Below are 17,184 nucleotides of genomic sequence, written 5' to 3'. Positions count from 1 at the left end.
CTGCGGATTTGGCTGTTTCTATCCCCTTTTATTGCTTAACTTACAATTTTACTGATTTCGTATCCTAGCTGACTCATGGTTTGCTGCCGTGTTCTTTCTGCTGCAAAATCGGCTGCAGCACGAGCCGATTCTGCCAAAATTGTCGCGGTTGTCGGACCGAGCTTTAGTGCACCACCAAGATAGCTGAGGCTTTTACAAAAGGTGTCGTTGAGATGGCTTGCAGCAAGCCATTTCACCTGATCATGATGACCTGCCTGAAATGCACTCAGGGTTTTTTGGTGTAGATCTGACTCGGGATTTCCTAAAATCTCCAAAATCGCGTTGACGGTTGGATTGATTTTGTCTAGGGTCAGTTCTGGCTTGGTTTCAGTTGCTGGCATAAATCTCTCCTATATCCAGTTGGCGAAGTCGTTGGCATCGACTTGGGATTGATATTTTTTGTCCCAGTTTGTTGCCAAATGTTCTTTGACGATTCGGGATACAAATCTGACGGCGCTGTCGCCGTCGTAATGAATCCCAACTTTTAATAGTGCCAGGTTTTGCCTAGCAAGCCAAACGTAGTTGATTGGCTTTCGAATGGCATCGGGGTCAATTTGAATGCCTCTAAGCGGATTTTCTTCGTCTGGTTTTGGCATTTTTTCGTCTAGATACTTGGGTAGGTCATCGATTCTCTTCGCCACGACGGTTTCGCCCCATTCTCGGAAACTAATCCCTCGCGCCTTTGCATCGAGTCGAGCTAGATTTAAGTAGTAATCTCGGTTGCGCGATATCCACCCCCTAATATATTGAGTGATTAGTGTTTTTTCAGAGTCTCCGGTGCAAACCCTGAATTTGTCGATTCGTTCCATGTCCTGAGTGGATACGTAGTAGTAGTTCAGCAGATATTTCTCGGCGGTTGTGATAATGTTTGACGATTGACTCATCGTTTAGGTTTAAGCTAGGTCAAATAGAGTTGTACACCATATACTTATTTTTGTAGCATCTTCTACCTCAACTTATAGCATTATTTACTTATGGAATATGTAAAATCTGCGAGAATTTGTGTTAAACCTTAGAAATAAGGCTGATTGGAGGCAGAGATATGGGCCAGATTTGGGGTGTCCAAGGATCCACCGTGTTTCGTCAACTCACGTTTTATTTGCCGGATCGTCTTCCTATTCCTCGGTTTACTTTGGGATCCCGCGTGATCTGTTGTGATCTGAATTCCGACGACGAGTCTACTCCGATGCTGGGTATGGTCGTTGGCATGGGCTATTACACGCAAAAAACGGTTCGCTTGTATGGGGGGAAGGAGTCGTTTTGGGAATATGTGGTGGAATTAGACCAGCCTTTAGGGGAGGTGCACGGTCAGCTTTGCTATGAGCATATTGCGCGGGAAGAGACGCTACGACCAGATGCTTCCGCTTCAATTCCGAGCGTTTCTAAGCGCTTTTTGGGATTTACGACTCGGATTGCAGTTTTGTTGCATCGATTCCGCAGCTTTTTTGCGATCGCTAATGCTTCAATTCGATCCTGAGGACATTCCTTGCTTATTGAACAAAGCAAACGAAATTCCTGCAAGGACCGCTTGAGCCAGAATGCTGGTTGTTGGGCTAGAACTGTTCTGGTTGGTCCTAGAGAGAACTGTCGGACTTTGGGCACGGGGTGTAAGGCTCGATTCTGGACGGTTCGCTTCAATCGGCTGAATGTTCGTTCCTTTACGGCGACCGGTTGCAGTCAATAGCTGTTCGACCACCAAATTCGTGCGATGAGGGAGTTGAATTTGTGTTATTTGGGTTTGGGGGGGCGCAGTTGCGGCGAGTTCTAGTAGCGGACCGGCATCGACGGCAAGCCAACCGCCCTCGGTGAATTCTTGCAGTTCAAAATGGAGATGGGGTCCGGTTGAGTTCCCGGTACTGCCGACTGATCCGATGACTTCGCCTTGGTTGACTGACATTCCTGGTTGGACAAAAACCTCAGATAAATGTCCGTATAGGGTTTGATATTGCCCATTCTTGTTTAACAGAATTACTGTGATTCCGTATCCGTCTAGAGCGTCAGCAAAGACGACTTGCCCAGAGAAAGCAGCAAGTACAGGAGTTCCAATCGGTGCAGCTAAGTCTGTTCCTGAATGAAATCTTACATCATTGCTGATTGGATGCACGCGCCAGCCGAACGGAGATGAAATGTTGCTTGCAACAGCGAGCGGAAACAGGAGTTGGACATCTCCATTGCCTGGATACGCGCTGGGTTGTGCAGTTGAAAAGATCGGATAGCGATTCCACGTTTCTTGCAGCGGTGTCTCTGTGCTAACTGACGATCTGGATATGGCGAGCGGTTTTGAAGCGATTCGCGGCGTTCGAGTGGGTGGTTGACTCGATGTCTGTTGATTGACTTTGCTCGGTGTTTTGTGGGGCGGCGCAGACTCGCTCACGCGTAGCATCGCAAGAAATAAGTCTTCAAGCTTCTGTGCAGATTGAGCATCGGCTCTTGCTTCGTGAATTGAAGATATTGACTCTGGGTGGGTGGGAGTTTGAGGCAGGATGGTGGATTTATCAGAAGGGTGTGTGATTTCTTCTAAAGGCTCAAGCACCTCAGCTCTTTGCAAAGACAGCGAGTTTAGTGCTCCGGTCGCTTCGCTTTGCGAAGCGCTGATTGCGGATGAATCGATCGAGATCGGCGAAGGTGCTACCTCAACAGATTCTGGTATCGATTGCGAAGAGACGGATTGCTTCGGTTGCCCTGAGGTTGTGGCTTCTAACAACTGAGACCTACGTGTAGGGAGCGTTTCGTTGACGGTAGAAGGCAGAATCAGTAGTTGTTTTGCTGCTGGTTTTGGAGGCAAATCTGTTCTGATGACGGGAGGTTGATTCGAGATCGCGGATGCGTCCATTTGAATAGATCGCACTGTTGCTGTGGGTGTGCCCCCTTTCGCATTCTGAATTAGCGGTGCTTTGGGAGTGAATTCGATTGTCGAATGGGGTTCAGAGGAGTTACAGATGAAAATGACCCTAGAGTCTTCCTTTTTTACGGCTTGAGAACACTGAGAAAGGGGGTCGAGTAAGGATGTTTCGCTTGGCTCAACGATCGATTCGGTGATTGTTTCGGGGGGTGATGGCGAAAGAACCATTTCATTTGCTTGAGCACCCAGCGTTTGAGTTAGGGTCAGTGTTGCTCCCAATCCTGCTGTTATGATTTTGCGAGGGGTTTGCATATTGATGAATACAGATTAATGGCCCTGGCTTGAGTACCAGAGGCTAAAGTCGAGTGCGTTTGTGAGAAGGTGTTGGAAGACGAATTTTTTCTACCGAGCACACCTGGTGCAAAACCGTCTTGTCCTTGACTTTGTTTTAGCATATGGCTTGTTAAATCGAAATATTCTTGCAAAATGCTTGTGAACGTTGTACTTTACAACCGGTTTAACTTCTGTAGGAGTTAGATTTGAGGGAACCTGCTTGATCAATCAGCACAAAGTTGGTGAACTTTGCTCGGTGTCTTCATTTTTCGAGACACCGTCATGATTTGTTGGGATGATCCGGCTCTCTGCAAGATTCTCTTTTCTGCATTGAGGCATCCAGAGCTTGGATTAGCTTTTGAAGATTAACTTTTCCTTTTTGCACAATTAGCTGAGGATGCTCTCTGATAAACCGACTTAATCTTTGTCCCCAAACTTCTGTAAAGTTTTCATACAGAATGCTAGCATGAGTGTCTACAGTTTTCAGGATTCGACTGAGCGCTTCTTCGCTATCTTCGAGAGACTTTGATCCTTGGCGAATATGGTCAAACTGTACTCGGTTTGACTTCTTGAGAAGTTTGTGAGCTGTTTTTTGGCAGCGATTTCTCCATACCAACTGAATAACTGCATAAAATTTCACCCAAGCTAGAAACCCGTCGATCTCAGCTTTTTGAAAAGCATTCAAGATATGATTACTGAGTTCATCGGCGGATAGCTGTTTTAGATCTGGATCAATTTTGACTTGAGAAATCTGATAAGGACTGGCGATAAAGAGTTCAGAACGCTGAATGAAATCATAACCGGGCAATGTTAATTCAACGGTGATGCCGTCGTAGTTTTTTGTAAAACTTTTTGCTGAAGGATCTGTTTCGATCGCGTTAACGAGAATGGCGTTAAAGGCTTCAGAGTTCAGCGATAGCTGAATTCTGAGCATAATTTCGTCGCGTTCGGTTTCCAGTGCTGCTAGCGCTTCTCGATTTGAAAGCAGAGAGGTCGCCGGATATTCCTCTGTCTCTTTTAGAGGCTGGGAATCAGCCAAATTTTCGGAAGTTTTGGACTCAGCAAGCTTTTTTTTCTTTGCCATTTTTTAACAACAGCCTTCTTTTAGTCTTCTGCAAAACTGTGCTTGAGGTCGGGTAGGCGATGTAGCCTCCTTACCCGACCGTTCTATTTAAACCGTTGCGCCTGGAGTTTCTTCTACTGTTTCAGGAACACAGCAAACGCTGCTGCTCTCCCCGAGGACGATCGCAGACCAGCCGTGTTTTTCCATTATTTCCGCGACTTGCCACTTTAGTCGTGTGACTTGTTCGGGGTTGCTGTGGTTCGAGGCTATTTGAAGTTCTGCCTCTGATCCATGCCTTAAAAGATGCGATTTAATTCCTTCTTGCCGCAACAATCTGTATAAATCTGCTTCTAATTCTCCACCACTTTTAATACAGGAGAGTGGCCCGTTAACGTGGTTGTTTGTCCGAACACAGATGCTGAATCCGTAATTTTTAACACTCCAGATCTGGGCATAATCTCCACTTTCGATAGCGACTGCTAATGGATCAATTAGATCTCGCGCGTGTAGCAGCAGTGCTTCTAGGGTTTCTAATGTAGAGATTGCTTGACCGAGTGAGTTGGGATCAGGTTGAATATTGGGTTCTAGTACTGCTGCGGACTCGAAAGCTGTATGAATTGCGTTTCGAAATCGCTGCGATTGTTCGAGTAAGGAATTGAATTGACGTTGAGCGAGAATTGCCTTTGACCGTTTGGAAATAGCAGTGGGGTTCATAGTGATATAAGGTGAAGCAGGCAAACTGCCTGCTTCCTAAGGTGTGCTAAATGAGCGAGAAACCAATATCTTTAACGAGGTAGCGCCGTGCTTGAGTCGAGGCTGGAATCACTTCTAGTACGTCACCGACACTGGTCGACCGATGTTCACAGATTCCGGCAAGTCGAAGTTCGGCAGGAAGGACTTTTGGGTCGAACGATTCAGCACGGACGTTAGGATGGTCGCTCCAACTGAGGTTAATCTGGTCACTCGAGTTGAAGCGATGGGGTGAATTGGTCACTTCAAAAGCGTAGCTCAAAGGGTCTTTGCTGTCTGGAACAAAAACTGTGGCTGCTAGATAGAGATTGGCATTGTAGTCAGGATCACCTGTTTCTCGAAAGTGTCCATTACGATTGTGAAAAACGCGTACGATTGTCTGCGTTGGTACCGAGCCATGAATGGTATAAACCCTAGCACTTTGATTACCGACACAAACCGTATCTGCTTTCGGAGTCAAAATTTGAGCAGCAATTAGTTCTTGAAGATATTGGCTGGAGCGGGAATCTTCCTCTAGTGGACACAAACACTCATTTGGATAGAGCGAAACGCGATCGAGATCAACGGTAAGCGTTGTGATTTCATTTGTCTTCAGTCGATCAAGAATCAAGACGCAGGTATTTCCGGATGGGTATCGCCGAAATTCCAGGTGATAATTGAGATTGGCAAAAGCTTCCATAGGCTGTTCATATTCGTCAGGTTGCAGCCACAGTCGTGGCATCTAGTTGCAAATTTGGGGGGCGATCGACTAAGAAAAATTTGGGCAATTGAGAAGAATCTACGAAACGACTGCTCTTTTCCATCGGCGATTTAATGATGTGGCTTTCTTAGATTCTCATTATATGGGTTTATCTGAAGGCTTTAGATTTAAACGACAGAACGATGTCCGTTTAGCTAAAGCGCGAATAGAGCGGCAATTGCTAGTATGTGAATCTGTCTGCGGTTAGATGTAGTCTTGGTTCCTCTACTTTTAATTTAAGGGTGAATCTTCTTCTTTAATTCGCCTCACTGCCTTCCTAATGATTCCGTCAGTTTTGTGGGATTTTGCGTTAATGCAATTGCCGTATGGGTCGGAGCAGAATGTGAGTGGGCTGAATGACCAACGCTAAGAGTGAAAGTATCGTTTATTCCAGATATACCAGAAGGATTGTTGGAGTTCATTTATGGTTCAAAGTCGGGGTATACGGCAGACCCAAGTGCGATCTTGGTTGACGGTGGGGGGTCCTTTAGCCGTAGGTGTAGCCTTTTCTCCAGTTGCCCGTTTAGCTTACAATCAGTCATTCCAAGTTCTACCGACTGATTCTGACGCTCGTAATGGGTCTCAATCTGCGTCGGTAACGAATTCCGCTGATTTTGAAATTGTGAACGAAAATCCCCATCGCTCAAGCGATCAAGTCTCGGTTCCATCCGATCCAGCATCTGATGTTGATTCATCCAAAGCAGACGCAATTTCGCCCGATATTGATCAGCTGTTTCAGAAAGCCCAGATATTAAGACAAGGGTCATGGTTTCGAGGAGCGTATGGGTTGCTTCAGCAGGTTCCACAGAATCATCCTCGTTATGCAGAAGCACAACGTTTGATGAAAGATTGCGCTTCTCAAATTTTAGATCGAGCAAATGATAAATACCTTCAAGGAGATATCGCTACGGCTGTTCAATATCTAGAGGCAATTCCCGAAGGAACTCAGGCGGCATCAGTTGCAAAGGCAAATCTGCCAACTTGGAAACGACAAGCTGCTGTTCTTTCCAGTGCAAGCCAGATGATGCAGCGAGAGCAGTGGGAAGACGCGGTTTCAACCCTCCAGCGGTTTCAGGATGTGCCATTTTATCCCAGTCCTAAAATTCAGCATCAGTTAAATCTTGCCCATGAAAAAATGACGCACAGTGTAGATCACTCCAATTCAATGTAAATCGCTCGATGACTGTTGTGGAGAGAAACTGATGAATCGTCCACGTCGCTGGATTCGCTGGGGCACTTTGACGTTGGTGACCGTGATTTGTTGTTTAGGGTTAAGTGTTACCAGTTGTTCGCTATCGGCTCCACGAACAACTGCTGAATATCCCAGCACGGACATCGAGGCGGTTGAGTATTTCACTCAGCTTGGACTGCTTCAAGGGGAGTTGCAGGTTGTCAAAGAGTTGACGCAGCTTGGTCATCTCGATCGCCTTGCTGATCATTTAGGTGTGACTGTGAATCAACCCTATGCCACCTTAAATCGTCGGGTTGATTGGCAGCCTGATTATCTTATCAGCTTGTTCAATTTGCGTGATTTGATTTCAGTAAAATCATTTGCACGTAAAGAGTTACTTTTAGAACAGCAACAGCGTGTGGTTGACTCTCTCAATGCTGCCAGCATTTCTTCTGCAGTGCGACGCTGGCAGTCTGTCCCGCTGACGCTGCGGGCTACCGAGCAGCATTTGCTTCAGTTTGGACGATTGTACAAAGAGTCGATTGCAAATCAGGTAATTGTCAATCAAACGAAGTATGAAAGCGCCCGAGGGTTGATCGCTTTCTTAAAGGACAACGTTTTTCAGTCGATTAAAGCAGATTTATCTCGAATCAATCCTGTCCTGGTTGGTCGAATGGACTCATCGCTTACAAGTTTAGCCTCGGCGGTTCCGACAGCGGTTTTATCTGGGACTTCGGTTTCAGATGTGGGAGCAATTGATCGAGCTGTGGCAGATTTCGTTGAAGCTAGCCAGCGATTGATTGGCGTTACGTGATGTTGTGTACTAAGTAGAGTGGATGAATATACATTCTCAGTCGATTTCTCCAGATTATCCGTCACTGAACGGGTCACACTCGACGCAATCTGACGACGCTCGATCGCGTTGGATTGAGGCGTGGCTGAATATGCTCGTTTTGCTAACGATCTCGGTTCTGGTTCTGGCACTGCCTTTTAGCAACTTGATTCATCCATCGCCGTGGCAGAGATCGTTAGGATTTTGGCATAGTTTGTTTGCTTCGATCTCTACGATGGTTTTTCTATACATGGGGTCTTTTGCGTTTTCCCTGTTGTCGGGTACGATTGTGATCCGGCGTGCTCGATGGGTTAGCTGTATTTCGACTTTTGTTTCGATGCTAGCTTTGCTGTCTGGACTGCTGGCGTTTGCTCGATATCGTGCTCCAGTTCAAGATGCGGCTGGTGTGTATATTCAGGTTGTCTCCCCGTTGATGCAAGTGGGGATGGTTTGGCATTTGTTGACAACGCTGTCTTTGTTTGGACTGTCGATTTCTTGCTTCTACTGTTTGTTTTTATACGGTGCGAAGCTGCTTCAGCCTCAAACTCCGTTTTTACAGATTCGCTGGTCGGTTAGCCTTTGTTTTGGCTGGATTTTGCTGCTCGGAGTCAGCAATTTTTTGGTTGGGTTAATGCTTGCAAGAGTTCACACACTTTAAGCTATGAAGCACAAAACATCGCCGCGACAATGGTTCGTTCAATGGCTTACCTATCGATTTAATCCAGATCTTCAGGAAATACCAGACTCTTATAATCCGGCTGTTGGAGTGATTACGGCAGCTGGAGTCAGTGCCGTAACGGTTGCCATTCTCTATCAATTAACGATCGTCAATGCTTTTGGCGTATTTCAGCCGTTGATGCAGATGATTGGCTCGATTCTCGTTCCTGGAAGTCAGGGGATTACTCCTGCCTCTGGCTATCTGGGTGAAATCGCTGGAATCTTCTCGAGTTATTTCTTAGTATTTGTGTTGTGGTGGGTTGCTGGCTTTCGCTTACCGTTTGTGACTCTTGATCGCTTACCGCTGTTCGTTGCCGTTGTTTATGCTGCTCATGCTGTTTTAGCTTGGCAACTATTTTTTCCCTGGTTGCCGCTTAAGTAATGTTATTGTTGATTTGATTATGGAATCTCGTTCTACTCTAGATAGTCTTGAATCAGAAACCCAGATATTGCTGAAACATCTGAATGCTCGGCGCGAGGAGGTACAGCAGGGACACCAACTGTATCGCTTGCAGTATATGCAGCGGGAGCTTCAAGCGGCGGCAAACTCAATTCGGAACGTGCTTTCAGACGATGATCCGATTTGGATCGAGCTTCGTACCAAGCAGCAAGAAATTGAGCGTCAGATGGAAGAAATGGCGGTGGCAGCGCCAATTTCTGCGATTAGCTTTGCTATGGACTCACTGTCTAGAAACGAAAGCGAGGATGATCTGTCGGATGACTTGCTAGATCCTCCTGAACATTTGCCGGTTGTGCAGTCTGATCTTGAACCTCAAGTCGTGCCATCTGTTTATTCATTCAGCTTGTTTCGCATGGGTAAGCTTCCGTTCCAGCTTGCTTTAGTTGTTGTTGTTACGCTCTTTTTAACCTTGATTGTTGGGTCGTTGCGCGTCTCACAAATGCAACGGCTGGGACCCAATGGACCGTTTATTTCAAATCCTACTTCGCAGTGAGATGTTTGGGGTGCTGATCTTTTAGGGTGACTATTTTGATTTTTGCTAACGTTTTAATACTTAGGTTTTATTGGGCTTTTGTGGATTAGATAACCCATGCATAAAGAACTTTCTGAGCCAACTGAAACAGCCTCTGGTTCTAACTCAGCGTTGCCTGATTCTTCGTCGAGAACTTCTGCGTCTGTTTCGCTGTATCGCTTTTCTCGGATGGTTTCTTCTCCGGGTGCTCGTACTTCTGAGTCGCCCCAGTCCGTTGTGTCGTCACCGTCGGGATCATCTCAGCTTCCGAGGTCTTATCGATTTGGAAGAACTCAAGCCGTATCGACCCCACTCTCCGAGGGTCAATATAGCTATTCAACCTCAACCGAAGCGCTACCGCTGGTTACACCAGAACCGACTAGCAATTCTCCAACGCAAGCTCGTCTAGTTGAACGTCCAACAAAATACCGCTTTTCTTTGCCTTCTCGAGAAGCTGTCTTGACTGCGATTGATTTTTCTAACGAAAAACCGAATGCTCTACAAGCGAAATCTCTGCCGAATGGCATATTACTTTTTTTAATTTTAGTTTCCCCGTTTGTTCTTCTGCTTGCGCTTTCTAGTTTGGCGTTGGTTAATCGTCCAAACTCAGCAACAGAACCAACGACGAATGCGCCAACTAGTGTTTCCCAAGGGACTCAGTTTGATTATGCACCACTTTATGCACGTGCAGAAGAACTGGTGAATCGCGGTGAACTAAAGCTAGCGTTGCAGCTTTTAGCAAATGTTCCTGATGCGTCGGCTCAACGCGATCGTATTTCTGCTGAAATGGTGCGTCGGGCACAAAATGTCTATCCAAACAATTTAGAACTAGCGGTTCATATCGTCTCTAGTGTTCCTGCTGGTACTGCTGGATCTGAAGAGGCAAAGCGTTTTTCGTCAGAATGGGGTGCTCAGCTAACGTGGATGCGAACTGCAGACTATGCAGTGAAACAGCAGCAGTGGGAAGAAGCGTTTCAGAATTTAGAGAATTTGCAATCGACTCCCGTTGCGCAGACGGAGTGGTACAAGCGCGTTGATCAGCAGGCTCGTCAGCAAAATCGCCCTTTTTCGACCAACTAACGTTCTGTCTGATTACTTCTATTTTCACTTGAGGTTTGCAGTTGCGGAAAGGTGATGACGCGAGGAACTGCATTCATTACTTTCGCTTTCAGAGCGATAATATTGGGATCAGTCGTGCAGTCCTGTAGCGGGATGAGAAAGCTATCAACTCGCGTTTGTTGATGGTTAGGCGGGATGAGCGGAGTTAAAACGATAACGATCATCTCGTGGTTTGGATTGTACGTTGTGAGCACTGGAGCAACCGCATTCCAGCGTGGAGCCTCTAAGATTTGTTCGATCATAAAGCTTGCTATGTAAGGAAGAAGATGTCCAAAACATTGGAGAGGGTCCACAATTACAGCTCCTCTTCCAAGATCTGAGTATCCCCGACGTGCAATTGCGCTTAGTACGGCAAGATCTACGAAGGGATCCAAATGCTGTGTGGTTCGATGCCAGTGTTCTAAAGGAGTCATTGTGTTCATTGAGTGATGAGTTTAGACCCTGGTGGGTTAAGGTAGATTTTTCGACGTTAAAACTCAGACCTTTCAGGAGATGTGTGATTGAATTTGTCTGTAGATTGTACTTAGAACCTGTTATAAGCAAGGCAAAGATTATGAGTTTTGTGAATTACATTTTATTGATCCGTTACTTGTGAGAAATTAAACAAGTTTTAGCAACAATTTATCAATAGACTCTATCAAGTACTGAATCACTTCTGCTCGCGCTTCAACAAGAATCTGTTCTTGAAAGAGTCCTCTTTGCTTTATTTCATCTTCAAGCACAGCTCTTTGTGAAACTAGAAAATCTTTTAATTGTTCGAGTTCGCAATGAGAAAAATCAACGAACTCGATATCGTCAGGCATCGAATTTGCTAAAGTAATACTTCCTCTTCCAACTTGTTCAATTAATTCTGATCGAGATAATCCTTTTGTCCTTGCCAACTGGTCTAGTCCTTTTACGGCAGATGGAGTTAGAGATACGGTCATAATTTTTTTTGGTGACTCATATCGTATAGGTCGTCCTCCTTGAGTATTTCTAGCTTTTCGCAGGGTCATGGTGCTTGCAGAGTTTTTTGTGCAATGGTAGCTTGTGTGAGTAGGTCTGGACTGTTTATTTGAATGATAACGCTGGCTTTCTGATTAAGTGGTTTAATTGTGAGATCCTTGAAATGAATTTAGATCAGCTAACGCTTCAACAATGTTGTGATCTTCCTTTGTTATATCGCCACATTTTACCTGAGCCTCTAATCTCTTCGCGCCAATATCGAGCGATGCAACAGTTTTTGTTGGATAAGCTTAACAATGGAGGGGTTGGGATTGTTTCTGGAGATAGTTTTATTGGAAAAACAGTTGCGGCTATCGATTTTGTTCGTAAACTATCTCCAGTTCAATTCTTTCTTGAGGGAAATGCTCCTGCTTTCTATTTTTATATGCTCACTGGATCAACTTATAAAAGTTGCTTAATTCAGATTATACAGGCGTACGCTCCTTGGTCTAAAGATGTCAAAAAAACTCCAAAATCCCTTTACTCGAAAACCATTGATTTTCTCGAATTCTGGGCACGCGATCTAATGAAAGCGGCTGGAACCAAAATGTTTTTGATTGATGAACCTAGTCATATATCTGAGCGCCATCTCACAAAATTTTTGGATTTTTTAATGCAGCAAGTAGGAGTAAATTCAATCGTTTTGATCGGGTTTACTCACATCATGGAACATTTAATTAAGCGTCCTCCTTACCGACAATTTCAGCATTGTTTTGTGTATGAGGATATGGAGCTGTCTGACGCAGTTGAGTTCGCGTTAGATTATTTTAGAGGAACGCAATTCGCACTGTTTGATTGGGCTTCTCCTGTTGCACAGCTTGCTTTGGCAAGCGCTGAAGGGTCTGCGGGACTACTGACTCGTTTATTGTTTCAAGCAAGTCATCGATACAATTCAGAAACTTCAAAGTTTGAGGCGATTGCTTTTAGTGAGTTTGAGGAATCTTTAGAGAAAAAAGCCTATGAACTGCGAGAACGGCGTCTTCCATTTTCTTCTAAATTAGTCACCTCTGTTCTGGTCCAGGAAGCCGGGACATTTGAGGGTGCGTTGGTGTTAGCAGTTCTTCGCAATTTGGAATATGAGTCGATTGTTAAAGTTGGAAGCTTACCTATGGACGACGAAGAGAAATGGTTGATTGGGAGGTTGGCGCTTCAAGCGCTTCAGGGTGAAGCAATCGACGACTATCAACGTCTGCCTGGGCAGTTTTTGGGCATGACGGCTAAACGGATTGCTTTGTCTGTCGGATGGGTTCGGGAAGGAAAATACACAAAATCTGGCTTTGGGGTTCCTGATACAGCCAAAGTGCAGCGCGTTTTGAACCATCTGGTGACTAGAGGGCTAGTTGTTACGAGACCAGGAGAAACCCCGATGAAGTATATGACTTCTTTTGTTGGAAGTTCACTTCAAAAGCAAATTGCCGAACGGATGCTGGGTTTAGATGAGGTTTAGCTTTTGCTACACAGAAGCTCCTTGTTTTATGAAGTTGCCAATCGAATTCTCAAATAATATCGGAGTATTTTTTCAGGATAATTTGCTGTTGTTGTGTCATTCTTAGATAGTTTTTTGTGTATCTGTTGTCGAATTTTACGGCAGGTTTGGCATGGTGACAAGGCAAGATTTATATCGAAACGCACTTCAACTTTTCTTACCAGAGTTTCGGGTTGTGATGAGTCTGGATACCGAGATTCCTTGGAGCGCCAAGGTCTCAGTATTCCAGGGAACTCGGTTAATGCTGGTCGTTTGTCTACAGGGAGAGTCAATTGCTCTACCCCATCGGCGTTCGTGTGACTGGTATCTGCTGTGGGGACAGTATGCTTCTCAGCAAATCCGTGAAGCCATCTATCGCATCCGCATAGCACAGCCTCCGACTCCAATTTGGTATGGTCGGTATCTAAAAAACCGAAAGGCAAAGCGGCGGCGCAAAGGTAAATCCCATTCAGGTGCAACTCAACTCACTTTGTTTTAGTCACGATCGCTTTGATCTTGGTGTTTCAGTGCCTCCTGAGGTTTGAGATGGTTGGGTCTTCGGTCAATGTATTCGATCGGAGCGAGAGTGGCTCGCTTGTTGTAGTTCTTTAAGTAGGGATTGAATGGAGTGGGAATCACAGTGGACCACTCTTCGTGTGGGTTCTCTTCAGAACCATAACAATAAGCGGTCAATGGAATATTATTTAACCAATGATCGAGTCTACCGCAGCGCGGACAAGGTCCTGCCGCAAGGTTTTGAGGAGATGGAAGCTTGAACTTAATAAATGGCTCTGGCATGAGGTTTAAGCTGTGTGTGTTTGCCAATGAGCAATCGTTTTGATTGCTGCGATAAATCCATCAATAGGGGTTGGGAGACGCAGTTCAGTGGTCTGATTCGAGTCGATTTCAGGCTCCATTGCAACGCTGGTTCCATCCCGTAAGTAGATGCGGCGGTCATCGAGCAAACGATCGATGATTTCTGCTAGCGTGGGATTTGGCTTAAATCGACCAAATGGAGCGATTGGAGTTTCTGCTGCGACGAGTCCGCCGGACTCGGAGATTTTGCCGCTGATGACTCTTTGGAAGTAGTCGTCAAGTCCTTCTGGGGGTTGGTTTAATAAGTCAAGCTGGCTACAAGATTCTTTGCTACCGTATAGCCACGTGATCTCATCGTAAATATTACGAATTTTCAAGTGATTGTTCGGCGGCGTTCTCATGTCTCCTAGGTCTTGCTGCACAATGGGCTGATGTCGCTCGATTCTGTTTGTGTGCCGTTGTGCAGTAAGCGGGACGCGTTCTATCCAATTTTGTCGAGGACTAATGAGTTGCGTTATTATCCAAGCTGCTTGCTTTTGAGCCAATGATATAGGGCTGCAAGTGTTGAGAAAGCCAGTCCTCACGATGGTTTAAGATAAATGCTAGTGCGGATTGTTCTCCAGTAATCTGAGACCGTTCTTCAGATGTAATCATCGGGAGTTGGAGAGAGGGTTTTTCATCTTCCTCGTGCAGATTTGCCAAGATTGATAGCACGTTGCCCAAATCAGCCGTGAATAACTCTGGCTGTTTTCCGGCTTCTGTTAAGGCTCTGCTAATTAGTTCTAGATACGAGATAGCATCGCTATCTTCTAATTCATCGTCATAGTAAAAGCCGACTTGTTTTGTTCCAACAGCCAGGTAGGCATCTCCAGCATTGTCCCAAGCTAGTAGAATTCTTATACTCACTAATGTTTCCTCTTTTTGCTGTGTCTAGTGGATTGATATAGTTTTACTCTTCTGATTTGTATCGAAGTAACGCAACCTAACAGTATTGATGATGTTACTTACCAAGCGATATCGTTTGCTAAAACTCTCTTGCCGGTGCTTTAGAATGAAAGTCTTCTAGTTCTCGTCCATCTCAGCCGTATCTAAAACGGTTTCACTAGGGAGTGGACACCAATGGGGAATCTGTTGTTGGTACTGATATCTATCTCCAATGCGTCGGAAACTGCCTTGAAAGTTAGGGCGATTATCGTAGGTTTTGTGACAGCGAAATACACCGTCTGGTAACCCTTTATCAGTTGACTCAAACGAGTACGGGCACTCGCCACAAGTGTTAAGGGTCAGGTTAATTTTTTTGCTCATCTGCAAAGTTCCTGTAGCTATGAAAGGATGTAGTGTTGTTACATTAATCTTTTGTGGAATCTTTGAATTCAATGATCTCCACCCCTGCATGTTTTGCTGTAATTTCACAAAACTCGCGATCGAGATACGTTCCGACGAGTGTGATTGTATTGCCTTCGATGATGATGCTCTCAACGTCTAGCACATCGGTGGATAGTTCTTTGAAGTAATCGATTTTATCTTCACTAGCGTGGAAAGTTGCGGTCTTCATAATTTTTCCTTTGCTTGTCAAAGTTGTTGAGTGATATGTAAACTTATTCTTTCCTACAGTGAGTCTTTCAAGGCTTAATCAGCGCTGTTTTTCCAGATTTTACACTTTATGAGAATGATTGTTCAGCCTTTTCGTCGGGTCGATCGGTTGTGCATTCGATTTGCGTGATCATGCAGGATGGATTGTACCCGCAAAACACTTTTTCTATGTGGTTTTCAAATGATTCTGGATCGAATGACCAGGTATTCGGTATAACAAATGTTCCTATGCTGACCAGCGTTTGATTATTGATTAGGGTGTCACGCTCATAGAAGAAGCGGTATGTTATTAATTCTATACATCCTGCTTGTGAAATTGCTTCGGCTACACATGAGCGACAGTACGCGGAAAGTTCTCGCTTCCAGTCTCTGTCCACATCGGTTCCAGAGAGGGTGACCACAATATTAATTAGCACTCATTCTCCTTAATTTAATTGGAAGAAGCGATTCCGCACCATTCTTTAGAAAATTACAGCAGACTAATTTGTTCTTTGAAGTAGTAACTTTGTTAGCTTGCAGCACAGATTCTTCCACATTGCTCCCAAAATTCAGTTAGTCTGTCCCACTCGTTGTTGACGTGCTTCATTTCCTCTTCATCTGGCTTGATCGCGCAGGTTCTTGGTACTTCATCAAAGTTGATGCCTCGCTTAATCTGGATATAACGCTCGTCTTTCCTGCCATAGCAATCTTGGGATGAGCTAATCTTTGCCCATTCTTCATAGGTTTGCGGATGATGTAAGTGATGAGCAGCGACAAAATCAACAATTTCTGTATGAGTGGGCAAGTTGAGGCGCTTCATCGCTTCTCCTAAAAGTAACTAGAGGGTTTGCTGCTCTTTGTAAATCATAAATCACTCACATTGGGCTTCTTGTAATCATTCTGACTGTATCAGATCATCCATCTAGACGCTCTTGCTGATTGGCGGCGGACGACCAGGATAATTAAAGGCGGGTTGTGACAAGCTCTTGTTCATTCTGGTGTACTTTCGGTTGTATCTGACGTGGGACAACCGCAGAAAAACAATTACCCAGAAGATATCAACTTTTCTCAATCGATGTTGATTGAGAAAAACTTCGTTTCGGCTCGATCGATTCGGTCTGCGATTTGTCGGTGGAGTTTAGCGATCTCTTCATTTTCCTTATCTTCCAATGCCCAACCCGCATCGCTTTCGGTAACGGGAGCGCAAAAGATAGCTGCTTTTAGGCATCGAAGCGCTGTCTGAGGATCGACATAATTTCCTGATGGTTCAAGCCGATCGATCCAGCGACTAAACCACGCTGCCCAACTTGGAATGAGTACATGAATGGGTGAGGGGCATTCGATCAGCTTGAACCGAATCGTCCAGTCATACACTTCGATTAGTTCTAAATCGCTCACCTCAAAACCGCCTGGCAAATTCGATTTGATAAATTTTGCTAGAGGGCAAAACTCGGAACTTCCGTATAGACCTACCTCTATAGGACAAGACTGAAGCCATTCTTCAAGCCTTGTTGAGGATTCTAATAGTGTTTTTTCAAGGTGCAGTTGTAGCAATTGGGCGCGTGACTGAGTTGTTTGCGATTGGTTCATAAGCCCTCTATGCAATTTGCATTAGCCTTTCTGTTGAGTTTCGGCTTCTATGTTTCTAGACTTGCATCTTTGAAATCAAAGAATAGCGTATGGTCTTGCACTACTAAAATACTATTGCGAAAAAAGAAGCTGAGATAATGCTCAGCTTTCTAATCACTGTGTTTCTGAGGGTATTACACTC

The 17,184-nt window shown here is 45.0% G+C and carries 25 protein-coding genes; 9 read left to right on the top strand and 16 right to left on the bottom strand.

Annotated elements, in window-relative coordinates:
• Positions 1 to 35: 35 nt before the first annotated feature.
• A complete protein-coding gene (locus ACQ4M5_RS22215) occupies positions 36 to 380 on the bottom strand; it encodes a hypothetical protein (protein WP_430677856.1) in 345 nt (114 codons plus the stop codon).
• Positions 381 to 389: 9 nt separating this feature from the next.
• Positions 390 to 923: a hypothetical protein gene (locus tag ACQ4M5_RS22210; protein ID WP_430677855.1), complete on the bottom strand. Its 534-nt coding sequence runs from the start codon at positions 921 to 923 to the stop codon at positions 390 to 392.
• Between the two features lie 158 nt (positions 924 to 1,081).
• Here ACQ4M5_RS22210 and ACQ4M5_RS22205 point away from each other — a divergent pair, with 158 nt between their 5' ends.
• Positions 1,082 to 1,516: a hypothetical protein gene (locus tag ACQ4M5_RS22205; RefSeq protein ID WP_430677854.1), complete on the top strand. Its 435-nt coding sequence runs from the start codon at positions 1,082 to 1,084 to the stop codon at positions 1,514 to 1,516.
• Here the strand turns inward: ACQ4M5_RS22205 and ACQ4M5_RS22200 are convergent.
• The 4 genes from ACQ4M5_RS22200 to ACQ4M5_RS22185 all read right to left on the bottom strand — a co-directional run bounded on the left by ACQ4M5_RS22200 (position 1,502) and on the right by ACQ4M5_RS22185 (position 5,748).
• A complete protein-coding gene (locus ACQ4M5_RS22200) occupies positions 1,502 to 3,193 on the bottom strand; it encodes a peptidoglycan DD-metalloendopeptidase family protein (protein WP_430677853.1) in 1,692 nt (563 codons plus the stop codon). The two genes, ACQ4M5_RS22205 and ACQ4M5_RS22200, sit on opposite strands and share 15 nt — an antisense overlap.
• A gap of 301 nt (positions 3,194 to 3,494) precedes the next feature.
• Positions 3,495 to 4,298, bottom strand: coding sequence for a hypothetical protein (locus tag ACQ4M5_RS22195; RefSeq protein WP_430677852.1), 804 nt, complete (start codon positions 4,296 to 4,298; stop codon positions 3,495 to 3,497).
• Between the two features lie 87 nt (positions 4,299 to 4,385).
• Positions 4,386 to 4,991 (bottom strand): hypothetical protein, encoded by a 606-nt coding sequence (locus ACQ4M5_RS22190; RefSeq protein ID WP_430677851.1) that lies wholly within the window; start codon positions 4,989 to 4,991, stop codon positions 4,386 to 4,388.
• 46 nt (positions 4,992 to 5,037) lie between these two features.
• Positions 5,038 to 5,748 (bottom strand): hypothetical protein, encoded by a 711-nt coding sequence (locus ACQ4M5_RS22185; protein ID WP_430677850.1) that lies wholly within the window; start codon positions 5,746 to 5,748, stop codon positions 5,038 to 5,040.
• A 442-nt stretch (positions 5,749 to 6,190) separates the two neighbouring features.
• Here ACQ4M5_RS22185 and ACQ4M5_RS22180 point away from each other — a divergent pair, with 442 nt between their 5' ends.
• The 6 genes from ACQ4M5_RS22180 (at position 6,191) to ACQ4M5_RS22155 (ending at position 10,537) form a co-directional block, all read left to right on the top strand.
• Positions 6,191 to 6,937, top strand: a complete 747-nt coding sequence (locus ACQ4M5_RS22180; RefSeq protein WP_430677849.1) for a hypothetical protein — start codon at positions 6,191 to 6,193, stop codon at positions 6,935 to 6,937.
• A gap of 31 nt (positions 6,938 to 6,968) precedes the next feature.
• Positions 6,969 to 7,751 carry a hypothetical protein gene (locus ACQ4M5_RS22175; RefSeq protein WP_430677848.1) on the top strand — a complete coding sequence of 261 codons (783 nt, stop codon included), beginning with the start codon at positions 6,969 to 6,971 and terminating at the stop codon, positions 7,749 to 7,751.
• Between the two features lie 22 nt (positions 7,752 to 7,773).
• Positions 7,774 to 8,427 (top strand): hypothetical protein, encoded by a 654-nt coding sequence (locus ACQ4M5_RS22170; protein WP_430677847.1) that lies wholly within the window; start codon positions 7,774 to 7,776, stop codon positions 8,425 to 8,427.
• Positions 8,428 to 8,430: 3 nt separating this feature from the next.
• A complete protein-coding gene (locus tag ACQ4M5_RS22165) occupies positions 8,431 to 8,868 on the top strand; it encodes a hypothetical protein (RefSeq protein WP_430677846.1) in 438 nt (145 codons plus the stop codon).
• A 19-nt stretch (positions 8,869 to 8,887) separates the two neighbouring features.
• Complete coding sequence (locus tag ACQ4M5_RS22160) at positions 8,888 to 9,439, top strand: hypothetical protein (RefSeq protein WP_430677845.1); 552 nt, start codon at positions 8,888 to 8,890, stop codon at positions 9,437 to 9,439.
• A 96-nt stretch (positions 9,440 to 9,535) separates the two neighbouring features.
• Positions 9,536 to 10,537: a hypothetical protein gene (locus ACQ4M5_RS22155; protein WP_430677844.1), complete on the top strand. Its 1,002-nt coding sequence runs from the start codon at positions 9,536 to 9,538 to the stop codon at positions 10,535 to 10,537.
• Here the strand turns inward: ACQ4M5_RS22155 and ACQ4M5_RS22150 are convergent.
• Positions 10,534 to 10,818, bottom strand: a complete 285-nt coding sequence (locus ACQ4M5_RS22150) for a hypothetical protein (protein WP_430677843.1) — start codon at positions 10,816 to 10,818, stop codon at positions 10,534 to 10,536. The genes ACQ4M5_RS22155 and ACQ4M5_RS22150 overlap by 4 nt on opposite strands.
• A 357-nt stretch (positions 10,819 to 11,175) precedes the next feature.
• Positions 11,176 to 11,571, bottom strand: coding sequence for a CopG family transcriptional regulator (locus ACQ4M5_RS22145; protein WP_430677842.1), 396 nt, complete (start codon positions 11,569 to 11,571; stop codon positions 11,176 to 11,178).
• Positions 11,572 to 11,684: 113 nt separating this feature from the next.
• Here ACQ4M5_RS22145 and ACQ4M5_RS22140 point away from each other — a divergent pair, with 113 nt between their 5' ends.
• Both ACQ4M5_RS22140 and ACQ4M5_RS22135 read left to right on the top strand, forming a co-directional pair.
• Positions 11,685 to 13,007, top strand: coding sequence for a hypothetical protein (locus ACQ4M5_RS22140; RefSeq protein WP_430677841.1), 1,323 nt, complete (start codon positions 11,685 to 11,687; stop codon positions 13,005 to 13,007).
• Between the two features lie 151 nt (positions 13,008 to 13,158).
• The gene (locus tag ACQ4M5_RS22135; protein ID WP_430677840.1) at positions 13,159 to 13,524 is read left to right on the top strand and encodes a hypothetical protein; all 366 of its coding nucleotides are present in this window, start codon (positions 13,159 to 13,161) and stop codon (positions 13,522 to 13,524) included.
• Here the strand turns inward: ACQ4M5_RS22135 and ACQ4M5_RS22130 are convergent.
• The 8 genes from ACQ4M5_RS22130 to ACQ4M5_RS22095 form a co-directional block, all read right to left on the bottom strand.
• Positions 13,521 to 13,823 carry a hypothetical protein gene (locus tag ACQ4M5_RS22130; protein ID WP_430677839.1) on the bottom strand — a complete coding sequence of 101 codons (303 nt, stop codon included), beginning with the start codon at positions 13,821 to 13,823 and terminating at the stop codon, positions 13,521 to 13,523. The genes ACQ4M5_RS22135 and ACQ4M5_RS22130 overlap by 4 nt on opposite strands.
• 5 nt (positions 13,824 to 13,828) lie before the next feature.
• Positions 13,829 to 14,242, bottom strand: a complete 414-nt coding sequence (locus tag ACQ4M5_RS22125; protein ID WP_430677838.1) for a hypothetical protein — start codon at positions 14,240 to 14,242, stop codon at positions 13,829 to 13,831.
• Between the two features lie 100 nt (positions 14,243 to 14,342).
• Positions 14,343 to 14,747 carry a hypothetical protein gene (locus tag ACQ4M5_RS22120; RefSeq protein WP_430677837.1) on the bottom strand — a complete coding sequence of 135 codons (405 nt, stop codon included), beginning with the start codon at positions 14,745 to 14,747 and terminating at the stop codon, positions 14,343 to 14,345.
• A 156-nt stretch (positions 14,748 to 14,903) separates the two neighbouring features.
• The gene (locus ACQ4M5_RS22115) at positions 14,904 to 15,146 is read right to left on the bottom strand and encodes a hypothetical protein (protein WP_430677836.1); all 243 of its coding nucleotides are present in this window, start codon (positions 15,144 to 15,146) and stop codon (positions 14,904 to 14,906) included.
• 43 nt (positions 15,147 to 15,189) lie between these two features.
• Positions 15,190 to 15,396, bottom strand: a complete 207-nt coding sequence (locus tag ACQ4M5_RS22110) for a hypothetical protein (protein ID WP_430677835.1) — start codon at positions 15,394 to 15,396, stop codon at positions 15,190 to 15,192.
• 106 nt (positions 15,397 to 15,502) lie between these two features.
• Positions 15,503 to 15,850 carry a hypothetical protein gene (locus ACQ4M5_RS22105; RefSeq protein WP_430677834.1) on the bottom strand — a complete coding sequence of 116 codons (348 nt, stop codon included), beginning with the start codon at positions 15,848 to 15,850 and terminating at the stop codon, positions 15,503 to 15,505.
• A 92-nt stretch (positions 15,851 to 15,942) separates the two neighbouring features.
• Positions 15,943 to 16,233, bottom strand: coding sequence for a hypothetical protein (locus ACQ4M5_RS22100; protein WP_430677833.1), 291 nt, complete (start codon positions 16,231 to 16,233; stop codon positions 15,943 to 15,945).
• Positions 16,234 to 16,481: 248 nt separating this feature from the next.
• Positions 16,482 to 17,003, bottom strand: a complete 522-nt coding sequence (locus tag ACQ4M5_RS22095; RefSeq protein WP_430677832.1) for a hypothetical protein — start codon at positions 17,001 to 17,003, stop codon at positions 16,482 to 16,484.
• Positions 17,004 to 17,184: the final 181 nt, after the last annotated feature.

This window comes from Leptolyngbya sp. AN10 (assembly GCF_050565645.1).
In the GTDB taxonomy this organism is placed as follows: Bacteria; Cyanobacteriota; Cyanobacteriia; order Leptolyngbyales; family Leptolyngbyaceae; genus Leptolyngbya.
Note: the sequence above shows the minus strand (reverse complement) of the source record. Positions and strands in the feature narration are given on the sequence as shown.